The organism is Paramicrobacterium salitolerans, from assembly GCF_051513965.1.
Lineage (GTDB): Bacteria > Actinomycetota > Actinomycetes > Actinomycetales > Microbacteriaceae > Paramicrobacterium.
The window spans coordinates 1,410,228-1,430,994 of record NZ_CP195847.1; the positions used below are offsets into that span (position 1 = coordinate 1,410,228).

The 20,767-nt window shown below is 61.6% G+C and carries 20 protein-coding genes and 4 tRNA genes; 5 read left to right on the forward strand and 19 right to left on the reverse strand.

The features are described 5' to 3' along the window. Nucleotides 1-41 precede the first annotated feature (41 nt). Complete coding sequence (locus ACSAGD_RS06720; RefSeq protein WP_437584941.1) at nt 42-1,271, forward strand: DUF349 domain-containing protein; 1,230 nt, start codon at nt 42-44, stop codon at nt 1,269-1,271. Between the two features lie 91 nt (nt 1,272-1,362). Further along, complete coding sequence (locus ACSAGD_RS06725; RefSeq protein WP_437584942.1) at nt 1,363-1,956, forward strand: hypothetical protein; 594 nt, start codon at nt 1,363-1,365, stop codon at nt 1,954-1,956. Here ACSAGD_RS06725 and ACSAGD_RS06730 read toward each other — a convergent pair. From ACSAGD_RS06730 to ACSAGD_RS06800, 15 genes are all read right to left on the reverse strand, one after another. After that, nucleotides 1,953-4,196 (reverse strand): RelA/SpoT family protein, encoded by a 2,244-nt coding sequence (locus tag ACSAGD_RS06730; protein WP_437584943.1) that lies wholly within the window; start codon nt 4,194-4,196, stop codon nt 1,953-1,955. The genes ACSAGD_RS06725 and ACSAGD_RS06730 overlap by 4 nt on opposite strands. A 48-nt stretch (nt 4,197-4,244) precedes the next feature. Then, on the reverse strand, nt 4,245-5,246 hold the full coding sequence (gene secF / locus ACSAGD_RS06735) for a protein translocase subunit SecF (protein WP_437584944.1): 1,002 nt from the start codon (nt 5,244-5,246) through the stop codon (nt 4,245-4,247). Continuing rightward, nucleotides 5,246-6,958, reverse strand: coding sequence for a protein translocase subunit SecD (secD, locus tag ACSAGD_RS06740; protein ID WP_437584945.1), 1,713 nt, complete (start codon nt 6,956-6,958; stop codon nt 5,246-5,248). The genes secF and secD overlap by 1 nt, the downstream gene beginning before the upstream one ends. A gap of 51 nt (nt 6,959-7,009) precedes the next feature. Then, entirely contained in the window at nt 7,010-7,330 is a 321-nt protein-coding gene (yajC, locus tag ACSAGD_RS06745) for a preprotein translocase subunit YajC (RefSeq protein ID WP_437584946.1), read from the reverse strand. A gap of 86 nt (nt 7,331-7,416) precedes the next feature. Then, nucleotides 7,417-8,442: a Holliday junction branch migration DNA helicase RuvB gene (gene ruvB, locus ACSAGD_RS06750; RefSeq protein ID WP_437584947.1), complete on the reverse strand. Its 1,026-nt coding sequence runs from the start codon at nt 8,440-8,442 to the stop codon at nt 7,417-7,419. Next, the gene (gene ruvA / locus ACSAGD_RS06755) at nt 8,439-9,059 is read right to left on the reverse strand and encodes a Holliday junction branch migration protein RuvA (protein ID WP_437584948.1); all 621 of its coding nucleotides are present in this window, start codon (nt 9,057-9,059) and stop codon (nt 8,439-8,441) included. Before ruvA ends, ruvB begins: the two co-directional genes overlap by 4 nt. A 46-nt stretch (nt 9,060-9,105) precedes the next feature. Then, a complete protein-coding gene (ruvC, locus tag ACSAGD_RS06760; RefSeq protein WP_437584950.1) occupies nt 9,106-9,672 on the reverse strand; it encodes a crossover junction endodeoxyribonuclease RuvC in 567 nt (188 codons plus the stop codon). A gap of 3 nt (nt 9,673-9,675) precedes the next feature. Beyond that, on the reverse strand, nt 9,676-10,437 hold the full coding sequence (locus ACSAGD_RS06765; RefSeq protein ID WP_437584951.1) for a YebC/PmpR family DNA-binding transcriptional regulator: 762 nt from the start codon (nt 10,435-10,437) through the stop codon (nt 9,676-9,678). 75 nt (nt 10,438-10,512) lie between these two features. Then, nucleotides 10,513-11,112, reverse strand: a complete 600-nt coding sequence (gene pdxT, locus ACSAGD_RS06770; protein ID WP_437584952.1) for a pyridoxal 5'-phosphate synthase glutaminase subunit PdxT — start codon at nt 11,110-11,112, stop codon at nt 10,513-10,515. Further along, nucleotides 11,102-12,004: a pyridoxal 5'-phosphate synthase lyase subunit PdxS gene (gene pdxS, locus ACSAGD_RS06775; RefSeq protein ID WP_437584953.1), complete on the reverse strand. Its 903-nt coding sequence runs from the start codon at nt 12,002-12,004 to the stop codon at nt 11,102-11,104. Before pdxS ends, pdxT begins: the two co-directional genes overlap by 11 nt. Beyond that, entirely contained in the window at nt 12,001-12,558 is a 558-nt protein-coding gene (locus tag ACSAGD_RS06780; RefSeq protein ID WP_437585132.1) for an HIT family protein, read from the reverse strand. Before ACSAGD_RS06780 ends, pdxS begins: the two co-directional genes overlap by 4 nt. 26 nt (nt 12,559-12,584) lie before the next feature. Next, on the reverse strand, nt 12,585-14,507 hold the full coding sequence (thrS, locus tag ACSAGD_RS06785) for a threonine--tRNA ligase (protein ID WP_437585133.1): 1,923 nt from the start codon (nt 14,505-14,507) through the stop codon (nt 12,585-12,587). Nucleotides 14,508-14,669: 162 nt separating this feature from the next. After that, nucleotides 14,670-14,741 (reverse strand) — tRNA-Val (locus ACSAGD_RS06790). Nucleotides 14,742-14,766: 25 nt separating this feature from the next. Next, nucleotides 14,767-14,840: transfer RNA gene (locus ACSAGD_RS06795), tRNA-Cys, on the reverse strand. 56 nt (nt 14,841-14,896) lie between these two features. Beyond that, nucleotides 14,897-14,969 (reverse strand) — tRNA-Gly (locus tag ACSAGD_RS06800). A gap of 163 nt (nt 14,970-15,132) precedes the next feature. Here ACSAGD_RS06800 and ACSAGD_RS06805 point away from each other — a divergent pair. Further along, nucleotides 15,133-15,206: transfer RNA gene (locus ACSAGD_RS06805), tRNA-Val, on the forward strand. Nucleotides 15,207-15,256: 50 nt separating this feature from the next. On the opposite strand, the gene ACSAGD_RS06810 is transcribed toward ACSAGD_RS06805, so the two are convergent. The 3 genes from ACSAGD_RS06810 to zapE all read right to left on the reverse strand — a co-directional run bounded on the left by ACSAGD_RS06810 (nt 15,257) and on the right by zapE (nt 17,996). Further along, nucleotides 15,257-15,553, reverse strand: a complete 297-nt coding sequence (locus ACSAGD_RS06810; RefSeq protein ID WP_437584954.1) for a hypothetical protein — start codon at nt 15,551-15,553, stop codon at nt 15,257-15,259. Continuing rightward, nucleotides 15,550-16,827 (reverse strand): ammonium transporter, encoded by a 1,278-nt coding sequence (locus ACSAGD_RS06815; RefSeq protein WP_437584955.1) that lies wholly within the window; start codon nt 16,825-16,827, stop codon nt 15,550-15,552. The genes ACSAGD_RS06810 and ACSAGD_RS06815 overlap by 4 nt, the downstream gene beginning before the upstream one ends. Before the next feature lie 134 nt (nt 16,828-16,961). Next, complete coding sequence (gene zapE, locus ACSAGD_RS06820; protein ID WP_437585134.1) at nt 16,962-17,996, reverse strand: cell division protein ZapE; 1,035 nt, start codon at nt 17,994-17,996, stop codon at nt 16,962-16,964. Nucleotides 17,997-18,163: 167 nt separating this feature from the next. On the opposite strand from zapE, the gene ACSAGD_RS06825 reads away from it, so the two are divergent. Beyond that, nucleotides 18,164-19,072, forward strand: coding sequence for a sulfurtransferase (locus ACSAGD_RS06825; RefSeq protein WP_437584956.1), 909 nt, complete (start codon nt 18,164-18,166; stop codon nt 19,070-19,072). A gap of 22 nt (nt 19,073-19,094) precedes the next feature. Beyond that, nucleotides 19,095-19,532 (forward strand): SufE family protein, encoded by a 438-nt coding sequence (locus ACSAGD_RS06830; RefSeq protein ID WP_437584957.1) that lies wholly within the window; start codon nt 19,095-19,097, stop codon nt 19,530-19,532. Nucleotides 19,533-19,535: 3 nt separating this feature from the next. Here ACSAGD_RS06830 and ACSAGD_RS06835 read toward each other — a convergent pair whose 3' ends face one another. Next, on the reverse strand, nt 19,536-20,738 hold the full coding sequence (locus ACSAGD_RS06835; protein ID WP_437584958.1) for an alpha/beta hydrolase: 1,203 nt from the start codon (nt 20,736-20,738) through the stop codon (nt 19,536-19,538). Nucleotides 20,739-20,767 lie beyond the last annotated feature (29 nt).

Here is a 20,767-nt window from a genome sequence, read left to right on the forward strand (position 1 = left end):
GCCGCCCCGGCGGCCGTATTCACACAACAAGGTAGAGGCACGTGACAGAGACACAAGAGCAGCCGTGGGGTCGCGCAGACGAGACCGGAACGGTGTTCGTGCGAGAAGGAGAAAGCTGGCGCGAGGTCGGTCAGTTCCCCGACGGGACGCCGGAGGAAGCGCTCGCCTACTTTGAGCGCAAGTACGTTGACCTCGAGGGGCAGGTGACGCTCCTTGAGCAGCGCGCCAAGAGAGGTGCCCCGGCCGCTGATATCGCGAAGGCCGTTGCGTCGCTTCAGGAGACTCTGCGCGAGCCGAATGCTGTGGGAGACATCGCTGCTCTCCGCTCACGCGTCGACGCACTCGACACGACCGTGGACGAACTCAGCGAACAGCAGCAGGAGGAAGCGAAGCAGGCTCTCGATCAGGCGATCGCCCACCGTACGGGCATCGTTGAGTCGATCGAACAGCTTGCTTCGCAGGACCCGGCGCGCGTTCAGTGGAAGCAGATGACGGCGCAAGTGAACGAACTGTTCGCTCAGTGGCAGGCCCACCAGCAGGAAGGTCCGCGATTGCCGAAGGGGCAGGCGAACGCGCTCTGGAAGAGGTTCCGCACAGCTCGCACTCACATCGAGCAGGAGCGTCGTGCTTTCTTTGCACAGCTCGACGCTCAACACCGCGAGGCGAAGCAGCGCAAGCAGGCGCTCATCGAGCAGGCGCAGGAGCTCATTCCGCGCGGGGTCGATGGAATTCCCGGGTACCGTCGTTTGCTTGACGAGTGGAAGCGTGCCGGTCGCGCCGGTCGCAAACAGGATGATGCGCTGTGGGCCCGCTTCAAAGCCGCAGGTGATGAGATCTACGCTGCAAAGGCTGAACTGGATGCGCGGGACGAGGCGGAGTATCAGGAGAACCTGACACAGAAGCTTGCTCTCCTTGATGAAGCAGAGCCGATCCTGAATGAGACCGATCTGGATAAGGCGAAGGCCGCTTTGGCATCAGTCCAGCGGCGCTGGGACGAGATCGGCCGAGTGCCCCGCGACAAGGTCAAAAGCGTTGAAGAACGCCTGCGCAAGGTCGAGCAGTCCGTGCGCAGACGCGACGAGGAAGCGTGGCACAAGAACAACCCGGACAAGATCGCTCGCACTGAAGGACTCGCATCGCAACTCCACGAGTCGATCGCGAAGCTCGAGCGCGAAGCTGCCGAAGCGCGGGAGAAGGGCGATGAGCGTCGCGCCGCGGAAGCGGAGGAAGCCCTCAAGACTCAGCGAGAGTGGCTGAACGTCGTCGACTAGGGTTTGTCCACATCCTCGGTACCGTGAACGGTACTCCACAGAACCGTCTTCTCGCCGTCTGAGACCCGGTTGAAGTCGGCAATATGGAGGCATGAGGCGCCTGATCCCTACTGTCCTCCGCGAGTCGGACCTTCCGCTCGCACTGCTCAGCGCTGCGCGACTCGACGGTATGCTCTGGAGCATCTTCGACGGGTTCGCTCCTGTCGACGAACCTGACGGTTTGGAATTGAGGCTCCAAGCGCTGGAGAGATCGGTCCCGCGCGGGGCCGTCGTCGTCGGACGCACTGCCGCGTGGGCTCATGGTGCCTGCACGCGCGTGCAAGCACCACTTGAAGTGTGCGAGATCGGGCGCAGGACGGGCGGAAGTCTGCGTGAGGGGATACGCACGCGAGAGATACGGTTGACGTCTCGTGAGATCGTTTCGATCTCCACCGCGAAGCTCGGTGCGACGACTCGTCTGCGCACGATCCTCGACCTGGCGATGGACCCTACTCGCCGTGCTGGCGATGCGTCACTCGTGATCTCACTCTGCGAAGGAGACGTCTCGCGAATCCGCAATGCTCGACACGAGCTCGCAGCCGCATCGCAGCGGCCTGGCAAAGCGCAGGGCGTCGCATGGCTGTGTGAGATCGAGGGATATGCCTCCGATGGCTGTCAGATGCCGAGCGTACCGCTCTTCGGCTAGCCGCTCTTCACCCGGTAGACGTCGTAGACGGCCTCCACACGCCGGACGGCGTTCAACACTCGTTCGAGATGAGTCGTGTCTCCCATCTCGAAGACGAAACGGCTGATGGCGAGCCGTGCATTCGAGGTCGAAACGCTCGCAGAGAGGATATTGACGTGATGTTCGCTCAGCACCCTGGTGATGTCTGAGAGGAGTGCCGCGCGGTCCAGTGCTTCCACCTGGATGTTCACGAGGAAGAGCCCCTTGGACGTTGGAGCCCACTCGACGTCGATCATACGTTCGGGTTCCTTGAGCAGCGATTGCACGTTGTGACAGTCCGAGCGGTGGACTGATACGCCGGAACCCCGAGTGATGAACCCGACGATCTCGTCTCCCGGGACAGGAGTGCAGCACTTCGCCAGCTTGACGAGAATATCGGGTGCGCCACGGACGAGGACGCCCGAATCACTGCTTGTCTGGCGCGATCGCGGGCGTCCGGTTGCTGGAATGTCGATAACTGTGTGCTCGGATTCAGCATCTCCGTGCACGATTGCGGAGACCTTTTCGAGTACCGACTGGGTTGACACGTGCCCCTCGCCGACCGCCGCATACAGCGCTGACACGTCGTTGTAGTGGAGTTGCGACGCGACTTCGCTGAGCGAATCCATCTGCTGTAGCGGAAGGCTTTGCTTGCGCAGCGCTCGCGCGATCGCGTCCTTGCCTTGCTCGATGGCTTCGTCTCGTCGCTCCTTTGTGAACCACTGACGGATCTTGTTGCGCGCCCGGGGACTCTTGACGAACGTGAGCCAGTCCTGACTCGGCCCTGAATCGGGGTTTTTCGAGGTGAAGACTTCGACGACGTCGCCGCTCGCCAGAGCGGTTTCGAGCGGCACGAGACGGCCGTTGACTCGCGCCCCCATTGTGCGGTGCCCTACCTCGGTATGCACCGCGTAGGCGAAGTCGACGGGTGTCGCCCCCGACGGGAGCCCGATGACGCGGCCTTTCGGTGTGAAGACATAAACTTCCTTCGCGCCGATCTCGAAGCGAAGCGAATCCAAGAACTCACTCGGATCGGCTGTCTCGGCCTGCCAATCTGAGATATGGGCGAGCCAGGCGAGATCTGTCTCGGAGGACGGGCCGGTGCCCTTTCCCCCGTTCATCCGTTCTTTGTACTTCCAATGCGCAGCTACACCGTATTCGGCGTGCTGGTGCATTTCATGGGTGCGGATCTGAATCTCTACTGACTTGCCCTCGGGCCCGATCACGGTCGTGTGGAGCGACTGATAGAGATTGAACTTCGGAGTGGCGATGTAGTCTTTGAAACGACCGGGAATCGGCGTCCAGCGAGCGTGAATTGCGCCGAGCACTGCGTAGCAATCGCGCACCGTGTTCACGAGTACGCGTATGCCGACCAGATCATAGATGTCGTCGAAGTCGCGACCACGCACGACCATCTTCTGATAAATCGAGTAGTACTGCTTCGGTCGCCCGACGACCTTGCCCCGGATCTTCTGCGCCTTGAGGTCATCGTTGATCGCATCGATGACTTTCTGGATAAACTGTTCGCGCTTGGGAGTGCGCTGCTTGACGAGGCTTTCGATCTCTGCGTAGATCTTGGGCTGCAGCACGGCGAACGAGAGGTCCTCGAGCTCCCACTTAATCGCCTGAATGCCGAGCCGGTGCGCGAGTGGAGCGTAGATCTCGAGTGTCTCAGTCGCCTTCTTCGCGGCCTTCTCCGGGGGCATGAAGCCCCAGGTGCGCGCGTTGTGCAGACGGTCCGCGAGCTTGATGATGAGGACGCGGATGTCCTTCGACATCGCGACGATCATTTTGCGGACGGTCTCTGCCTGAGCGGCTTCGCCGTACTTCACCTTGTCGAGCTTGGTGACCCCGTCGACAAGCATGGCGATCTCATCGCCAAACTCTGCTCGAAGCTCGTCGAGTGTGTACTCCGTGTCTTCGACGGTGTCGTGGAGGAGTGCTGCGGCGATCGTCTTCGACCCGATGCCGAGGTCGGCGAGGATCTGAGCGACGGCAACCGGATGAGTGATGTATGGCTCACCACTGCGTCGCTTCTGTTCCCGGTGGGCATGTTCCGCGACGGCGTATGCGCGCTCGATGATGGAGACATCAGCCTTCGGCTGGTGCATCCTCACCGTTCTGATGAGTCGGTCGACTGCTCCCACGGGCTGAGCGCGTGAGAAGATCCGCGGTACAAGCCGCCTAAGGGACGCGGACTGCGTCGAAGTCGCCTCTGTCATCTGCGGAACACCTCCCTGAACTCTCAAGGATACTGCCCTGAGCGCAGACTAGCTGACCGACGCCGCCTTCTGAGCCTTCTCGCGCGCGGCGAGGACACGCTGGTCTCGACGCTTGATGTCCGGTTCATTCTGGCGGAACAGCGCATAGAGTGGCGCCCCCACGAAGATTGTCGAGTACGTCGCGACGAGGATGCCGACGAAGAGTGAAAGCGAGATGTCGCGGAGCGTGTCTGCGCCGAGTACGAAATCACCGAGAACGAGAATCGCGGCGACAGGCAGCGCCGCGACGACTGACGTATTGATCGAGCGCACGAGCGTTTGGTTGACCGCGAGGTTCACGGACTCGGCAAACGTGCGCGGAGAGTCCTCTCCATCTTCGTGGGTGTTCTCGCGGATCTTGTCGAACACAACCACCGTGTCGTACAGGGAGTAGCCCAAGATCGTCAGGAATCCGATCACTGCAGCTGGCGTGATCTCGAAGCCGGATGCAGCGTAAACACCCAGTGTGATGATGAGCACATCGAACAGGGTGATGATCGCTGCAGCGGACATCTTCCAGGTCCGGAAGTAGAGCGCCATGATGATGAACGTGAGGACGAGGAAGATGACGAGTGCTGTGAGCGACATCTTGGTGACGTCGCTCCCCCACGTGGCGCCCACGAAGTTGGTGTTAACGTCTTCCTTCTTGACGCCGTACGCATCTGCAAGTCTCTGAGTGAGCTCGACCGTCTCGGCAGGCGTGAGCTGATCGGTCTGAATGCGGATGCCGGCGTCGCCAACGACGACGACGCGCGCGACCGCGTCAGGGACCACCTCAGCCACGGCATCCGTACCGGGCTTCTGGTCGGTTGTCTTCGCGTTGGAGATCGTGAACTGCGAGCCTCCGGTGAATTCGATCCCGAAGTTGAAGCCGCCCTTGATGAATGGGACGACAATCGATGCGATCACGAGCAAAGCTGCCACGGTGAACCAGACACGACGGTTCCCAACGAAGTTGACGGAGCGCTTTCCCGTGTAGAGATCGTTTCCGAAACGAACGAAGCTGGCCATTAGGAATCCTTCTCCTCGTTCTTCGAACCGGCTGATGAGAGCTCGGCCCGTTTGCGCTCGGCGATCGTCTGCCGCTTCTGCGCTTCCTTGCTGGATGACGCGATCTTGCTGCGCTTTGCCGCAACAGGTGTTCGGAACTGCGCGCGACCGCGGTACACCGCCCCGAGCGCTTCAGGATCGAGCCCCGAGAGCGGATGTCCGCTGGAGAAGAACCGTGTCTGTGCGAGCAGCTGGAGCATGGGGTGCGTGAATACGACGACGATGAGGACGTCGATGATGGTTGTGACGCCAAGAGTGAACGCGAATCCGCGAACGTTGCCGACTGCGAGCACGTAGAGGACCACTGCCGCGAGAAGGTTGATGCCCTTCGCAGAGTAGATCGTGCGTCGTGCGCGCTTCCAGCCGGCCTCGACAGCTGACTCGAGACCACGGCCATCACGCAGTTCGTCACGTATTCGCTCGAAGTAGACGATGAATGAGTCGACGGTGAAACCGATGGCGACGATCAGACCGGCGATTCCTGCCATGGAGAGCCGATATCCCTCCCTCCACGACAGAATGGCGATCACCAGATACGTCAGTGCCCCGGCGATAATAAGCGAGAAGATCGTCACGAAGCCGAGCAGTCGGTATTGGAAGAGCGTGTAGATCACGACGAGAAGCAGACCGATGAGTCCGGTGATGAACCCGATTTCGAGCTGAGCCGAGCCGAGGGTCGCCGAGATCTGATTCGAACTGATCTCCTTGAAGTTAATCGGGAGAGCACCGTACTTCAGCTGATCAGCGAGGGCTTTGGCGGAGTCCTCCGTGAAGTTTCCGCTGATCTGTGCCTTGCCGTCGGAGATGACGGCCATGGAGCGAGGTGCTGAGATGACCTCGCCGTCAAGGACGATCGCAAACTGGTTCTTCGGCGGTTCTTTGCCAGTGAGACGGGAGGTCACATCGGCGAAGCTCTTCGCTCCGACCTTGTTGAACTCGAGGTTGACGACCCATTGACCCGTCGTGGCGCCAGTCTGAGTCGTCTCCATACCGGCGGTTGCATCGCTGATGTTCGCGCCTTCCACCTCAACGGGACCGAGAATATACTTCACGGTGCCGTCCGCCTCGCAGGCGATGAGGGGCTGATCGGCTGGCGCGTTGGCCCCATCGTGCTCCGCGTCGCAATCGAACGCCTGGTACTCCTGCTGCAGCTTCTCAGTGATCCAGCTGTCATCGCTCGCGTCTGTCGGCTTCGCGGTTGGCTCGTTCGGTACGGTCGGCGCTGGTGACGGATACGGAGTGGATTGCCCGTCTTCTCCCACGAACTCGTTCGATGGCTCACCAGCCATGATGACGGGGCGGAACGACAGCTTTGCGGTAGCCGTGACGCGATCCCGAGTCTCCTGATCAGCGACACCAGGGATGGCGACGACGATGTTGCGACCGCCCTCGGTGGTCACTTCCGCCTCAGTCACACCGGACGCGTTGACGCGCTGACGGATGATCGACACAGCTTGATCGAGTTGCTCCTGCGAAACTGTCGAGCTGTCTTCGACCTGCGCCTCAAGGATGATCTGCGTTCCGCCCTCAAGGTCGAGGGCGAGTTTCGGAACGTAGGATGCTCCTCCCCAGAGAACACCGCCGACGAGCACGCCGATGAGGACGATGAAGATGAATCCGAGCCAGGAGAGGGATCTGGTCGCCTGACGCGACGGGGTGGAGCGAGGGGACACCTGTGTTCTCAGCTTTCTTCTCCGGAGGCACGAGAGGGCCTCACGAGAGGACTACGCGTTGTCGTTCTTGTTGTCGTCGTCCGCCGACGCCTCTTCGACGTCGTCTGCTACGGGCTCTTCCTCGACAGTTTCTTCAGCCTCGACGACGCGCGCGATCGCCTGACGGTGAAGAGTCAGGACGGTGCCCTCCCCCGCCTGCAGCTCCACCTTGTTGTCGTCTTCATCGATCGACAGGATGGTGCCGAAGAGCCCGAAGTTCGTCATCACCTCGGCGCCGGGGACCATCTTGGCTCGCATCTCCTCTTGCTCTGCTTTCCGCTTCTTGCTGTTGCGGAACATGAAGAAGATCAGGACAGCCAGGATGACCAGCATGCCGATAGTTAAGGGGTCCATATAAATGCACGGCTTTCCGCGGCTAAACACCGCTTGGGTTGGGGCGACCGGTGGGCCAGAGTCGATTATAGGGTATCGATCGGTAGCGACTCCTGTGCACGCGCTACGCCGAAGTGCTGGTACGCGATATCGGTGGCGACTCGTCCTCGGGGTGTACGAGCGATCAGACCGATGCGAACAAGGAATGGTTCCACGACGCTTTCGACCGTTTCCGCTTCCTCACCGACGGAGACAGCAAGTGTGCTGAGCCCGACCGGGCCGCCGTTGAAACGAGTGAGGAGCGTATTCATCACGGCGCGGTCGAGACGGTCGAGGCCCAGAGCGTCGACGTCGTAGAGTTCGAGCGCCGCCTGCACTGCATCCACGTCTCCCCTTGTTTCATGCACGAGCGCGTAGTCGCGCACCCGTCGAAGGAGACGATTGGCGATTCGAGGAGTGCCGCGGCAGCGCCCTGCGATCTCTGAGACAGCACGAGTGTCAATGTCGAACTCGAGCATGCGAGCCGCTCGCGCGATCACCTTCTCCAGATCCTCGGCGTCGTAGAACTCGAGATGCGCCGTGAACCCGAATCTGTCGCGGAGGGGGTTGGGCAGGAGACCCGATCGCGTCGTTGCACCGACGAGCGTGAACGGCGCGAGATCGAGAGGAACTGACGCGGCTCCGGGCCCCTTTCCAACCATGATGTCGATGCGGAAGTCCTCCATAGCGAGGTAGAGCATCTCCTCGGCCGATCGTGCCATTCGGTGGATCTCATCGATGAAGAGAACCTCCCCCGGTACGAGACTCGACAGGACGGCGGCAAGGTCGCCGGCATGCTGGATTGCGGGGCCGCTCGACATCCGGAGAGGTTGTCCCGACTCGTGCGCCACAATCATGGCGAGGGTGGTCTTACCGAGCCCGGGAGGACCAGCGAGAAGGATGTGATCGGGGGTTCTCTCTTGGAGATTCGCAGCTTTGAGGAGCAACTCCAGCTGCCCTCGCACCTTAGGCTGGCCCACGAACTCGTCGAGATTCTGAGGCCGAAGTGCGCCTTCGAACGCGAGCTCGGCCTCGGACAGAGCCTCGGAAGCCGTAATCTCTTCTTCCGTCACTGACGACCTCCCTTCGACGCAGCGGGCCCGAGCTGGGCAAGTGCAAGACGCAGCAAGGTCTGCACGGGAGCGTCTGCCATATCGGGTTGCGCGGAAAGAATATCTGCAACCGCTGTCTCAGCAGTACGCTCAGGCCACCCGAGGCTCGTGAGCGCTGCCGTCACATCGTTTCCTGCGCCCGGGGCGACGTTCGGTGTTTCCTCGCTGTGTTCGATGAGTCCGGTCACTTTGCCCGCGAGGGAGACGATGATCAGCTTCGCGGTTTTTGGCCCGATTCCGCTCACCTTCCGAAAAGCCTTGTCGTCTTCGTTCTCGACCGCTGCGGCAACTTGGCCAGGGCCCAGCGTTGAGAGGACTCCGAGCGCTGACTTCGGACCGACTCCGTTGACGCTCAGCAGAAGGTGGAAGATCTCCAGCTGTTCGGAAGTCTCGAAGCCGAAGAGGCTTAAAGCGTCTTCGCGCACGATCAGACTCGTGTGGATAAACGCTGTGTCGCCGACGCGCAGCGCGAGGGCGTGCTCGGGCGTCACCTGAACAGCGAGTCCGACACCGCCAACTTCGACGACGACGTTGCCGCCCTTGGCGGATAAGACTGGGCCACGTACAGATGAGATCACGACCCCAGCCTATGCGGCACGTAAGACGTCGTCGGGAGGCTCGCTGTCAACGACCGCGTCGAGCGGACTTCTCTGCTTCAAGCCATGCTCGTTGAGCCGGCGTCGAAGCGGGGGAACCGCTGCCACTGAGCGAACTGCCTCGTCGCCATGCATGGCAGAGAGCCAGAGCAAGAGCATCCGCTGCGTCCGCCGGAGTCGGAGGAGAGGCAAGTCTCAGGACGCGAGCGACCATAAAGGCGACCTGCTGTTTATCCGCGGCGCCGTATCCGGTGATCGCAGCTTTGACCTCAGACGGGGTGTGATGCCCCACTCTGAGATCCCGACGTGCAGCGGCCGCGAGTGCGATACCGCTCACCTGCGCGGTGCCCATCACACTGCGTAGATTGTGCTGTGCGAAGACGCGCTCGACAGCGACCGCGTGCGGAAGATACTCGTCGAGAATCGCGTCGATCCCCTGCGCAATTGTGACCAGACGCTTCTCGACCGGTGAATCCGGTGAACTCCGGATGACTCCGAAGTGCACAAGCGTCGCTTCTCGGTTCGGACGCACCTCGACAATGCCGATGCCGCACCGCGTCAGCCCCGGGTCGATGCCGAGCACACGCAGGTTCACGCGTCAGTCGTCGTCTTCCTCAAGCTGGGCCTGTACTTCGGGAGTCAGATCCAAATTGCTGTACACGTTCTGGACGTCGTCCGAGTCGTCCAGCGCGTCGATGAGCTTGAAGACCTTTCGAGCAGTGTCCGCATCGATTTCGACCTTAATGTTCGGAACGAAGGCGACGTCAGCCGAGTCGTAGTCGATTCCAGCCTCCTGCAGAGCACTGCGCGCGGGCACGAGATCGGTCGCCTCTGTGATGACCTCGAAGGACTCGCCCTCTGCCTGGACTTCCTCGGCGCCGGCGTCCAGCACGGCGGCGAGCACATCGTCTTCCGTCGTGCCTTCCTGCGGTACGACGATGACGCCCTTGCGTGCGAAGTTGTAAGCGACGCTGCCAGGATCTGCCATCGTGCCGCCGTTGCGAGTCATCAGAGTACGGACATCCGCTGCAGCGCGGTTTTTGTTGTCTGTGAGACATTCGATGAGGAGCGCGACGCCATTCGGACCGTAGCCCTCGTACATGATGGTCGTGTAATCGATCGTCTCGCCGGTGAGGCCAGCTCCACGCTTGATCGCGCGATCGATGTTGTCATTGGGCACCGAGGTCTTCTTCGCCTTTTGCACGGCATCCTGAAGAGTCGGGTTGCCCGCAAGATCGGCGCCGCCGATCTTCGCGGCGACTTCAATGTTCTTGATGAGCTTGGCGAAGGACTTGGCGCGCCGCTGGTCGATGATCGCCTTCTTGTGCTTAGTCGTTGCCCACTTGGAGTGACCTGACATGTGCTCCCTCACTGAGTCTCGGAAAAGTACCACCATTCTAGAACAGCCGCGGCTCGAGGGCCTGTACCGGCCGGTCTAGCCTGTACGGTCACGAACAGCGGCGACAAAGAGCTCATGGAAACGCAGCTCATCACCCATCTCGGGATGGAAGGAGAGGCCAAAGACATCTCCGGTGCGCACCGCGACGACACGTTCGTCATCCAACGAGGCGAGCACCTCCGCGTTCGGCCCGACGTGACTCACGATCGGAGCACGGATGAAGACAGCGTGAACAGGGTCCGCCCCGAGCGCGGGAACTGGGAGGGACGTCTCGAATGAATCGAGCTGCGAGCCGAAGGCGTTTCGGCGCACGGTGACGTCCAGCCCTCCGAATGTCTGCTGCCCGTCGACGCCGTCCTCGATCTTCGAGGCGAGCATGATGAGGCCAGCGCATGTTCCGAACACAGGCAGCCCGTTTTCGATCGCCTCTGAAATGGGCGCTGCAAGGCCGAACAGCCTGCTCAGCTTGTCGATGACCGTTGATTCGCCTCCCGGGATGATGAGCCCGTCGAGCTCGGCGACCTCGTTCGGTCGACGGACGACGCATCCGTCGACCGCTAGACGGTCAAGCGTGCGCAGATGCTCGCGCACATCTCCCTGAAGGCCGAGGACACCGACTCGTGGGCTACCAGCCACGCTCGGCGAGACGGTGAGGAGCAGGCAGGTCTGCGACGTTGATTCCCACCATGGCCTCCCCGAGACCTCTCGAAACGTCAGCGACGACTGAAGCGTCATCGTAGAAGGTTGTCGCCTTGACGATGGCTGCTGCGCGCTGCTCTGGGTTTCCGGACTTGAAGATTCCCGAGCCGACGAAGACTCCGTCTGCGCCGAGCTGCATCATCATCGCAGCGTCGGCCGGAGTGGCGACGCCGCCCGCGGTGAACAGCACGACGGGGAGCTTGCCGGTAGCGGCAACCTCGGCTACCAGCCCGTACGGGGCCTGCAACTCCTTCGCAGCGACATAGAGCTCGTCCTTCGACAATGCCGACAGCGCGCGGATCTCCGATGTGATCTTTCGGATGTGCTTCGTCGCCTCAGAGACGTCGCCTGTCCCCGCTTCGCCCTTCGAACGAATCATCGCCGCACCCTCGTTAATGCGCCGCAGCGCTTCGCCGAGGTTCGTCGCGCCACAGACGAAAGGAACTGTGAAGTCCCACTTGTCGATGTGATTAACGTAGTCAGCCGGGCTCAGGACCTCTGACTCGTCGATGTAGTCCACGTTCAGCGCCTGCAGAACCTGTGCCTCGACGAAGTGCCCGATGCGTGCTTTCGCCATTACGGGGATGGAGACCTCGGCGACAATTGCATCGATAAGATCTGGGTCGCTCATGCGAGCGACCCCGCCCTGTGCACGGATGTCAGCGGGAACGCGTTCGAGGGCCATAACCGCCACCGCGCCGGCGTCCTCGGCGATCCTCGCCTGTTCAGGAGTGACGACGTCCATGATGACGCCGCCCTTCAGCATTTCTGCGAGCCCTCGCTTCACACGGTTGGAACCGAACTCGTTCTGGGTTGTGTCCTCAGTCATGACTGCTCATTCTCTGTCGTGTCGGCTTCCGGCCAGGCATCCGCGAGGGTCTGTCGAACCTCGCCCAGGAGCTGGGGAAGAGCCTTGGTCTTGGCGATGATGGGAAGAAAGTTGGCGTCCTGGGCCCAACGGGGAACGATGTGCTGGTGAAGGTGAGCGGCAATTCCCGCGCCCGCAACCGCACCTTGGTTCATGCCCAGGTTGAACCCGTCGTTTCCCGAGACAGAGCGGATGACTCGCATCGCGATCTGTGTCAACTCTCCGATCTCAGCAACTTCCTCGGGAGTGGCCAAATCGTACGTCGAAATGTGACGGTACGGACACACCAGGAGATGTCCGGAGTTGTAGGGGAACAGGTTGCAGAGCACGAACGCGTGGCGTCCTCGTGCGACGATGAGCGACTCGTCGTCAGCCATCGAAGGTGCACGACAGAACGGGCAGTCTTCTCGCTCCGGCTCGCCCTGATTGATATAGACCATTCGGTGCGGTGTCCACAGCCGTTGGAACTCATCTGGCACTCCCGCGAGGTGGAAATCCGCGGGACTCTCGGGCATCGGAGGCTTCGCGTGAGATGTCACGCTCACTCCGTCCACGCCGTTACAACATGCTCGTGCGATTCGATGCTTGCGACGATCTTCTCAACAGCGTCATCGATCGGGATGCCGTTGAGCTGGGAACCGTCACGGAAGCGGAAGCTCACGCTCCCCTTCGAACGGTCCTCCTCGCCAGCGATGAGGAGAAAAGGAACCTTCTGCTTCGTATGGGTCCGGATCTTCTTCTGCATGCGATCGTCTGAGTGGTCGATCTCCACTCGAACTCCGCGGCTGCGTAGGCGCTGCGCAACGTCGTCGAGGTAAGGCCCGAACTCCTCTGCAACGGGGATACCGACCACCTGCACCGGTGAGAGCCACACTGGGAAAGCTCCGGCGTAGTGCTCGAGCAGAATCGCGAAGAAGCGCTCGATGGATCCGAGAAGTGCCCTGTGGATCATTGCGGGCTGCTGTCGCGTGCCGTCGGCTGCGGTGTACTCGAGCTCGAACAGCTCTGGCTGGTTGAAATCGAGTTGCACAGTCGACAGCTGCCACGTCCGGCCGATTGCGTCGCGCGCCTGAACGGAGATCTTGGGACCGTAGAACGCGGCCCCACCCGGATCGTCCACAAGCTCAAGGCCCGACTCAAGCGCTACCTGGCGGAGGGTCTCCGTCGCATTCTCCCAGGCCTCATCCGACCCTACCGACTTTTCAGGATCGCGCGTCGAGAGTTCGAGATAGAAGTCGTCGAGCCCATATCCGCGAAGAGTCTCGAGCACGAACGTCAGTTGCTTCGCGACCTCTGACTTGATCTGACCATCTGTGACGTAGATGTGCGCATCGTCCTGTGTCAGCCCACGAACCCGGGTGAGCCCAGAGAGCGTGCCGCTCTTCTCATAGCGGTACACCGTGCCGAATTCTGCAAGACGGAGTGGGAGCTCTCTGTAACTGCGCCCCCGCGCGCGGTAGATCAGGTTGTGCATCGGGCAGTTCATCGGCTTGAGGTAGTAGTCCTGCCCCGGCTTGACAACATTTCCCTCGTCGTCGAGCACCTCATCGAGATGCATGGGAGGGAACATGCCCTCCTTGTACCAGTTCAGGTGTTGACTGATCTCGTACAGATGTCCCTTGGTGATGTGGGGTGTGTTCACGAGTTCGTAGTCGTTCTCGACGAGGCGTTGCCGCATATAATCTTCGATCTCGGCGCGGATAATGCCGCCCTTGGGATGGAAGACCGCGAGTCCCGAGCCGATCTCGTCTGGGAAGCTGAACAGATCGAGTTCTGCTCCGAGTCGGCGGTGATCGCGCTTCGCAGCCTCTTCAAGGCGAGTCTTATACGCGCGTAGCTCGTCTTTGGTGGGCCAAGCACTGCCGTAGACGCGCTGAAGCTGCGGATTCTTCTCAGAACCTCGCCAGTAAGCTGCTGCGACTCGCATGAGCGCGAAGCCGTTTCCGATCAGCTTCGTCGATGGCAGGTGCGGGCCGCGGCAGAGATCCTTCCAGACGGTCTCCCCCGTCTTCGGGTTCACGTTGTCGTAGATCGTGAGTTCTGTCCCCCCGACCTCAACGCTCTCGTTCTCATCGCCGTCCGCGCTCCCGCCTTTGAGCCCGATGAGCTCGAGCTTGTACGGCTCTTCAGCGAGCTCGGCGCGCGCCTCTTCCTCGGTCACAACTCGGCGAACGAAGCGCTGCCCTTGTTTGACAATGCGCTCCATGTGCTTCTGAAGCGTCTTCAGGTCTTCGGGGGTGAAAGGCTCGTCGACATCAAAGTCGTAGTAGAAGCCATCTGTGATGGGGGGACCGATGCCGAGCTTCGCCGTAGGGTTGATCTCCTGGACAGCCTGAGCGAGCACGTGTGCGGCCGAATGACGAAGGATGTTCAGACCGTCAGGAGACGTCACTTCGACCGGCTCGACGGTATCTGAGTCCGTGACCGTCGTTGCGAGGTCCTTGAGCTCACCATTGACGCGCATTGCGACAACGGAACGGTCGGGGAACAGATCGAATCCGTCTGACACCGGTACTCACTCCTTGGCTGGCGATTAATGACTCTGACAACCTTAGTCGCCCGCACGCGCCACGTGGCACTGCAGAAACTGAAGAACCCCCTCGGCGCGCCGAGGGGGTTCTGTCTGTGGGCGATACTGGGTTCGAACCAGTGACCTCTTCCGTGTCAGGGAAGCGCGCTACCGCTGCGCCAATCGCCCGGGGTGTTTCTGTATGAGTCTGAGTTGGAGGTGGCGACGGGATTCGAACCCGTGTGGACGGCTTTGCAGGCCGCTGCCTCGCCTCTCGGCCACGCCACCGCGTGTGGGTAAGCCCACATGCCGTAACCAGCCTTGAGACTGATCCTCAGCACTCGAGCGGATGACGAGACTCGAACTCGCGACCCTCACCTTGGCAAGGTGATGCGCTACCAACTGCGCCACATCCGCGTTGCTCGCATTTCTGCGTGCTCAAAAACTGTAACCGAAAAGACTGCGAATGTTCAAACCGAGATATCCCGCGCGTGTCGCGCCGAGTCAGGCGCTCTCGATGTGCGCTCGAACGTATTTGTCGGTTAGTATCGATTGTCGCTACCGAGCACCCTCGGAATGCGGGCGATTGGCGCAGTTGGTTAGCGCGCTTCCTTCACACGGAAGAGGTCATCAGTTCGAATCTGGTATCGCCCACCGAAGAGAAAATTGGCCCCGTCGAATCGACGGGGCCAATTTGATTGTCGCTAATCGTCTGCGATCAGGATGCCGAGCCCCACAGCATCTTCTGGAATCTGCGCGCGCAACGCCTGCAGAGCATCTTCGTAGTCGGCCCCTTCAGCTTCGATCGGCGTGCGCTCTGTTGATCTGATGATTCCCGTGACTCTCGAACCGGTCTCGGTCTTGCCCACGTCGAGCTGAATGATCTCGAAGCCGTCAGGTACGGCCTGCTCGATCATCGTGCGCGCTTCTGTGACGTCTGCGGCATCCTGGGTGATCTGCTCCGTTTTGGTGGTTCGATAGGCGCTGACGAGTCGAGTCATGACTCCAGCGTATCGATCGGCGCACTGCTTGACGTGCCCGGGCTGCCGTCATCGAGCGCGTAGGCGCTTTCTCCGTGAACGTGACTGTCGATGCCGGCGGCTTCTTGGGCAGCCGCGAGTCGGAAGCCGACGGTCTTTTCGATGACGACGCCGATCACCCAGGTGAGGGTGAAGCTGTAGACGAGCACTGCTCCCCCGGCGATCGCCTGAAGGACGAGCTGACGGATGTCCCCGCCGAACGCAAGTCCCGTCCCCGTGGCGAAGAACCCGAGGAAGAGAGTGCCCGCAAGACCTCCGACGAGATGGATGCCGACGACGTCGAGCGTGTCGTCGAAGCCCAGACGAAATTTCATCTCCACGGCGAACGAGCAGACCATTCCCGTGAGAAGCCCAAGCAGCAACGACCATCCGGGTGTCAGGTCTGCGCACGCTGGAGTGATGGCGACCAGGCCGCTGACCGCTCCAGAGGCTGAGCCCACGGCGGTCGGCTTGCCGCCCTTGCCTCGCTCGACGAGAAGCCAGCCGATGATCGCGGCCGAAGCGGCGCCGATCGTGTTGGTGACGATCAACCCGACGCCTGCGAGACCGTTGAGCCATTCTGCGCCGGCGTTGAAGCCGATCCAGCCGAACCAGAGCAGCGAGGCACCCAGAAGGACAAGAGGCACATTGTGCGGGCGAGAGGAGCGGCGGCCAAAGTCGTGCCGCTTGCCGAGGACCAGCGTGAGTGCGAGTGCGGCTGCCCCAGCATTGATATGCACCGCGGTGCCTCCCGCGTAGTCGATCACCTCGACTGCGGTGTGCTCGCCGTAGAGGAACTCTCCGAGGTGCTGAATCCAGCCCCCACCCCAGACCCACGCAGCGACAGGAAAGTAGACGACGAGGGCCCAGAGCCCCGCAAAGCCCATCCACGAGCTGAAACGAGCTCGGTCCGCGATCGCGCCCGAGATGAGTGAGACCGAGATGATCGCGAACGTCGCCCCATAGGCTGCCCCGAGAAGATCAGCATTGGCATTCGCGCCTCCCGCCGACGACGTGAGCGCGAAGTCCGCGAATGGATCGCCGACGAAGTCCCCCGGCGAATCGACGATGCTCATACTGGCTCCGACGAGAATCCAGAGCACTCCGACGAGTGCAAGCGCTCCGATGCTCAGCATCATCATGCTGACAACGCTCGTGGCCTTGACCAGCCCGCCGTAGAAGAAGGCCACACCTGGTGTCATGAGGAGGACGAGCGCTGTCGCTGTGATTCCCCAGGAAATGCTGCCGGTATCCATGTTCTGCCTTTCGCTGAAATCCGCGGTCGGCAAGGAACACCGACGCAGTCAGCTTCCGCTCACGATGTTTCTAGCAGCGGCGCGGATGTGTTTCAGCGCGGTAACGAACGGGCAGGGCGTGTGAAGACCGTGTTTCAGCCGGTGGAGGTCAGAGCCATCATGCGGGACATGGCGCGCAGATACTTCTTTCGGAAGCCGCCGGTGAGCATTTCCTCTGTGAAGACCGTGTCGAGCGGCTCACCGCTCGCGACGATGGGGATCTGCGCGTCGTACACCCGGTCGATGAACGCGACGAGACGAAGAGCCGCTGCCTGTGACGTCAGCGTGGACACATTTCGAATGAGGATGCGATCCACGTCAGTGAGCAGACGGATGAATCGAGACGGGTGAACGACAGCGAGGTGCTCGACGAGCGGCGCGAACTCGTCATCGCTGACGGTGAGTCCAGAGGATGCCGCTTCTCGAAGCGCCGCATCGATCTCAGCATCCGTCACTGTGGTTGCGTGGCCCTCCAGAGACCTGCGGCGGTAGTCTGTGCCGTCGATCCGGAGTGTCTCGAAGTGCTCTGAGAGCGAGTGGATCTCACGCAGGAAGTCTTGGGCCGCGAAGCGTCCTTCACCGAGAGCGTTCGGCGGCGTGTTGGAGGTGGCCGCTAGACGAGTCCCCGTTCCGACCAGTTCGGTGAGGAGTCGCGTCATCATCATCGTGTCGCCGGGGTCGTCGAGCTCGAACTCGTCGATGCAGATGAGGGTCGTTCCAGTGAGCAGCTTAACGGCGCCCGCGTAGCCGAGGGCGCCCACGAGCGCTGTGTACTCGATGAACGTTCCGAACCGTTTCCTCCTGCCGGGCTCAGCGTGCCACAGTGCGGCGAGCAGGTGCGTCTTGCCGACGCCGAAGCCGCCGTCGAGATAGACGCCGGGTTTCATCGGAGGGGTCTTCGGCTTGCGGGAGAACAGCTTCGCCTTCTGAACAGGCGGTCCGCTGGAGAATCGGCAAAGATACGCGACGGTGTCCGCCTGCGATGGATACGCGTCATCAGGTCGATAGGAGTCGAACGTCGCCGTCGCGAACTGCGGAGGCGGCGTGAGGCTGGCAGCGAGGTCTTCCGCCGAGAGCTCGGGACGCCGATCTGTGAGATGCGTTACGGTCCCAGCGCTCTGCGGGGGAATATTCATCGGTTGTCGCGCCTTCAGATCGATGCGGGCAGGAATGGTGTGTCACACTCGTACGCCGAGCACATGTTTGCCAGCTGGCGGGCGTATCGTCGAGATTGACGTCACCAAGCCTAGTCGCTGGGTGCTCATTTCCAGGTTGCGTCAATCCACGAGGAGGAGACATGACGGTTCCGGCCGATTCAGGCAATCAGAAGTTTGCGGCGTATGACGACCCGACACGATTGGTCAGCACTGAATGGCTGGAGGAACACCGTGGAGATGACGGGCTCGTCATCGTCGAGAGTGATGAAGACGTCCTTCTCTATGAGACCGGTCACATTCCTGGCGCAGTCAAGGTCGATTGGCACACGGAGCTGAACGACCCGGTCACTCGTGACTACCTTGATGGCGCAGGATTCGCGGAGCTCATGTCTCGCAAGGGCATCGCTCGCGACGATACGGTCGTCATCTACGGAGACAAGAGCAACTGGTGGGCTGCGTATGCGCTCTGGGTCTTCAGCCTCTTCGGGCACGAAGACGTTCGACTGCTCGACGGCGGCCGGGACAAGTGGGTGGCCGAAGGTCGAGAGATGACAACGGATGCCGCAAAGCGACCGTCCACCGAGTATCCCGTTGTGGAGCGCGACGACAGTCAGCTCCGAGCATTCCGCGAGGATGTGCTGGCGCACTTTGGCAACCCGCTCGTCGATGTCCGCTCCCCTGAGGAATATCGAGGGGATCGTACGACTGCCCCCGCGTACCCGGAGGAGGGAGCTCTGCGCGCAGGACACATCCCGAGCGCCGCCAATGTTCCGTGGGGCAAAGCCGTTGCGGAGGACGGAACCTTCCTGCCGAGAACCGAGCTCGAGCGCGTCTATCGTGACGGGGCAGGGCTGCGAGAGGGCGACGACGTGATCGCGTACTGCCGTATCGGTGAGCGCTCGAGTCACACCTGGTTCGTGCTCCACCACCTTCTGGGAATTCCCAACGTTCGGAACTACGACGGATCCTGGACGGAGTGGGGTAGCGCTGTCCGCGTGCCGATCGTCGTCGGCGACGAGCCTGGCGATGCGCCGAAGCCTCGGCACTGAACGACGAAGAGAGTTGAACCATATGCCCGATGGAAATCTGACCGGCACCCTCGCGGAGATCAGAGATGAGTTTCTCGAGGTCGAGGAGCAGGAGCGGCTCCTGCTGCTCCTCGACTTCGCGAACGAGCTTCCCGATCTGCCGGAGCGCTACCAGGATCACCCGGATCTTCTCGAGAGAGTCGTCGAGTGCCAATCCCCCGTGTTCCTGACCGTGGAGTTGACGGGCAGCTCCGTTCATCTCGTCGCCTCCGCAGCGAAGGAAGCGCCGACGACGCGTGGGTTCGCCAGCATCCTCGCTCAGGGAATCGACGGATTGAGCTCGGATCAGGTGCTCGACATCCCGAATGACTTCCCGCAGATGCTGGGATTGGCCCGCGCGGTCTCCCCTCTGCGTCTGAGCGGCATGAGCGGCATGCTTGCCCGCATCAAGCGCCAGGTCAGAGAGAAGACAGGTATCTGAGACTCACCGTGCTTCGTCGTCGGTGAGCCGTGGAGGAACATGCTCTGTCATCCACTCTGAGATCCGCCTCTCCCACCGAGCCGCGTCCACGTTCCACAGCCTGGTGTGTCCAGCGCGGGCGAACGTCTCGAGCTCTACAAGATCCGGGCGCGCTGCCGCAAGTGCGTGTGACGCGTCGGAAGGGACGAAGTCGTCGTCGTCGCTGTGCAGAATAAGCGTCGGCTGGCGCAGGTCACTCGCATGAGCCACGCGATCGAGACGCGTGAAGTCGATTGGAGACCGTTGGCCTGTCAGCATCCGACTGGCTCTGTGTGTGATCAGCCAGAGCGCGCAGTCCCGCAGGAACGCCGGAATGCGGGACTGCTTTGCCTGATGCCGAAGCACGACGAGCCAGTCGATCACCGGTGAATCCAAGACGATGCCGAGAATTCGGTCGCGCAGCTCTGAGCGATCCGCGGTCTGGAGCGCGATCGCACCTCCCATAGACCAGCCCACCAGCACGAATGAGCGATAGCCGGATGCTGACGCGACCTGCATCCCAGCTTCGACGTCCCGCCATTCCGTCGTCCCGAGGCCGTAGCGACCGTCAGATGACGCTGGGGCTTCTCCATCGTTGCGATACGAGACCGCGAGCACTCCCCAGCCGAGCTCGTGGAAGACGGGCACGGCGCGCAGCACCTCGTGACGAGTGACCCCGCGGCCGTGCACGAGAATCGCACAGCGTTCTGTGCCCGAGATCGCCGCTGGGAAGTGCCACGCGGGTGCTGGACCGTTCTCCGTCGGGATAGCCCAGTGCTCCACATCGAGGTCGAGGTCCTCTGCCGATGTGTAGTACCAGCCTCTAAATGAGGCGCGTCCGAGCTTGAAATCGTCGGGAATCGGAGAGATGACCTGGCGCGTCACCGTCGTTCGCGACGTAGAGACGATGTCGCCGATTCGGAGATGAGCCGAGTCGTCTCGCGTCCAGAGGCCGTAACGCCCCGGCACGAGCGTGTCGGGCGAACTCGTAAGAGTCACGGTGCCTTCGTCGCGATCGAGGCGGAGCACCCGAGTGTTCGGGCGGCGCTTGGAGGTCGGGATGACAACCTCCCGTGCCACGGCCGTGCTGGCTGCGGCAAGCGCGAGCCCAAACGCGGCAGTAGCCGCGCCGAGCACCTTCAGAGGCCATCGGCGCCGAGAGTGGTCGGCGTGGCACGGTTGTTTCATCGCAGAATAACTCTAGTCTCTCGGTGTGG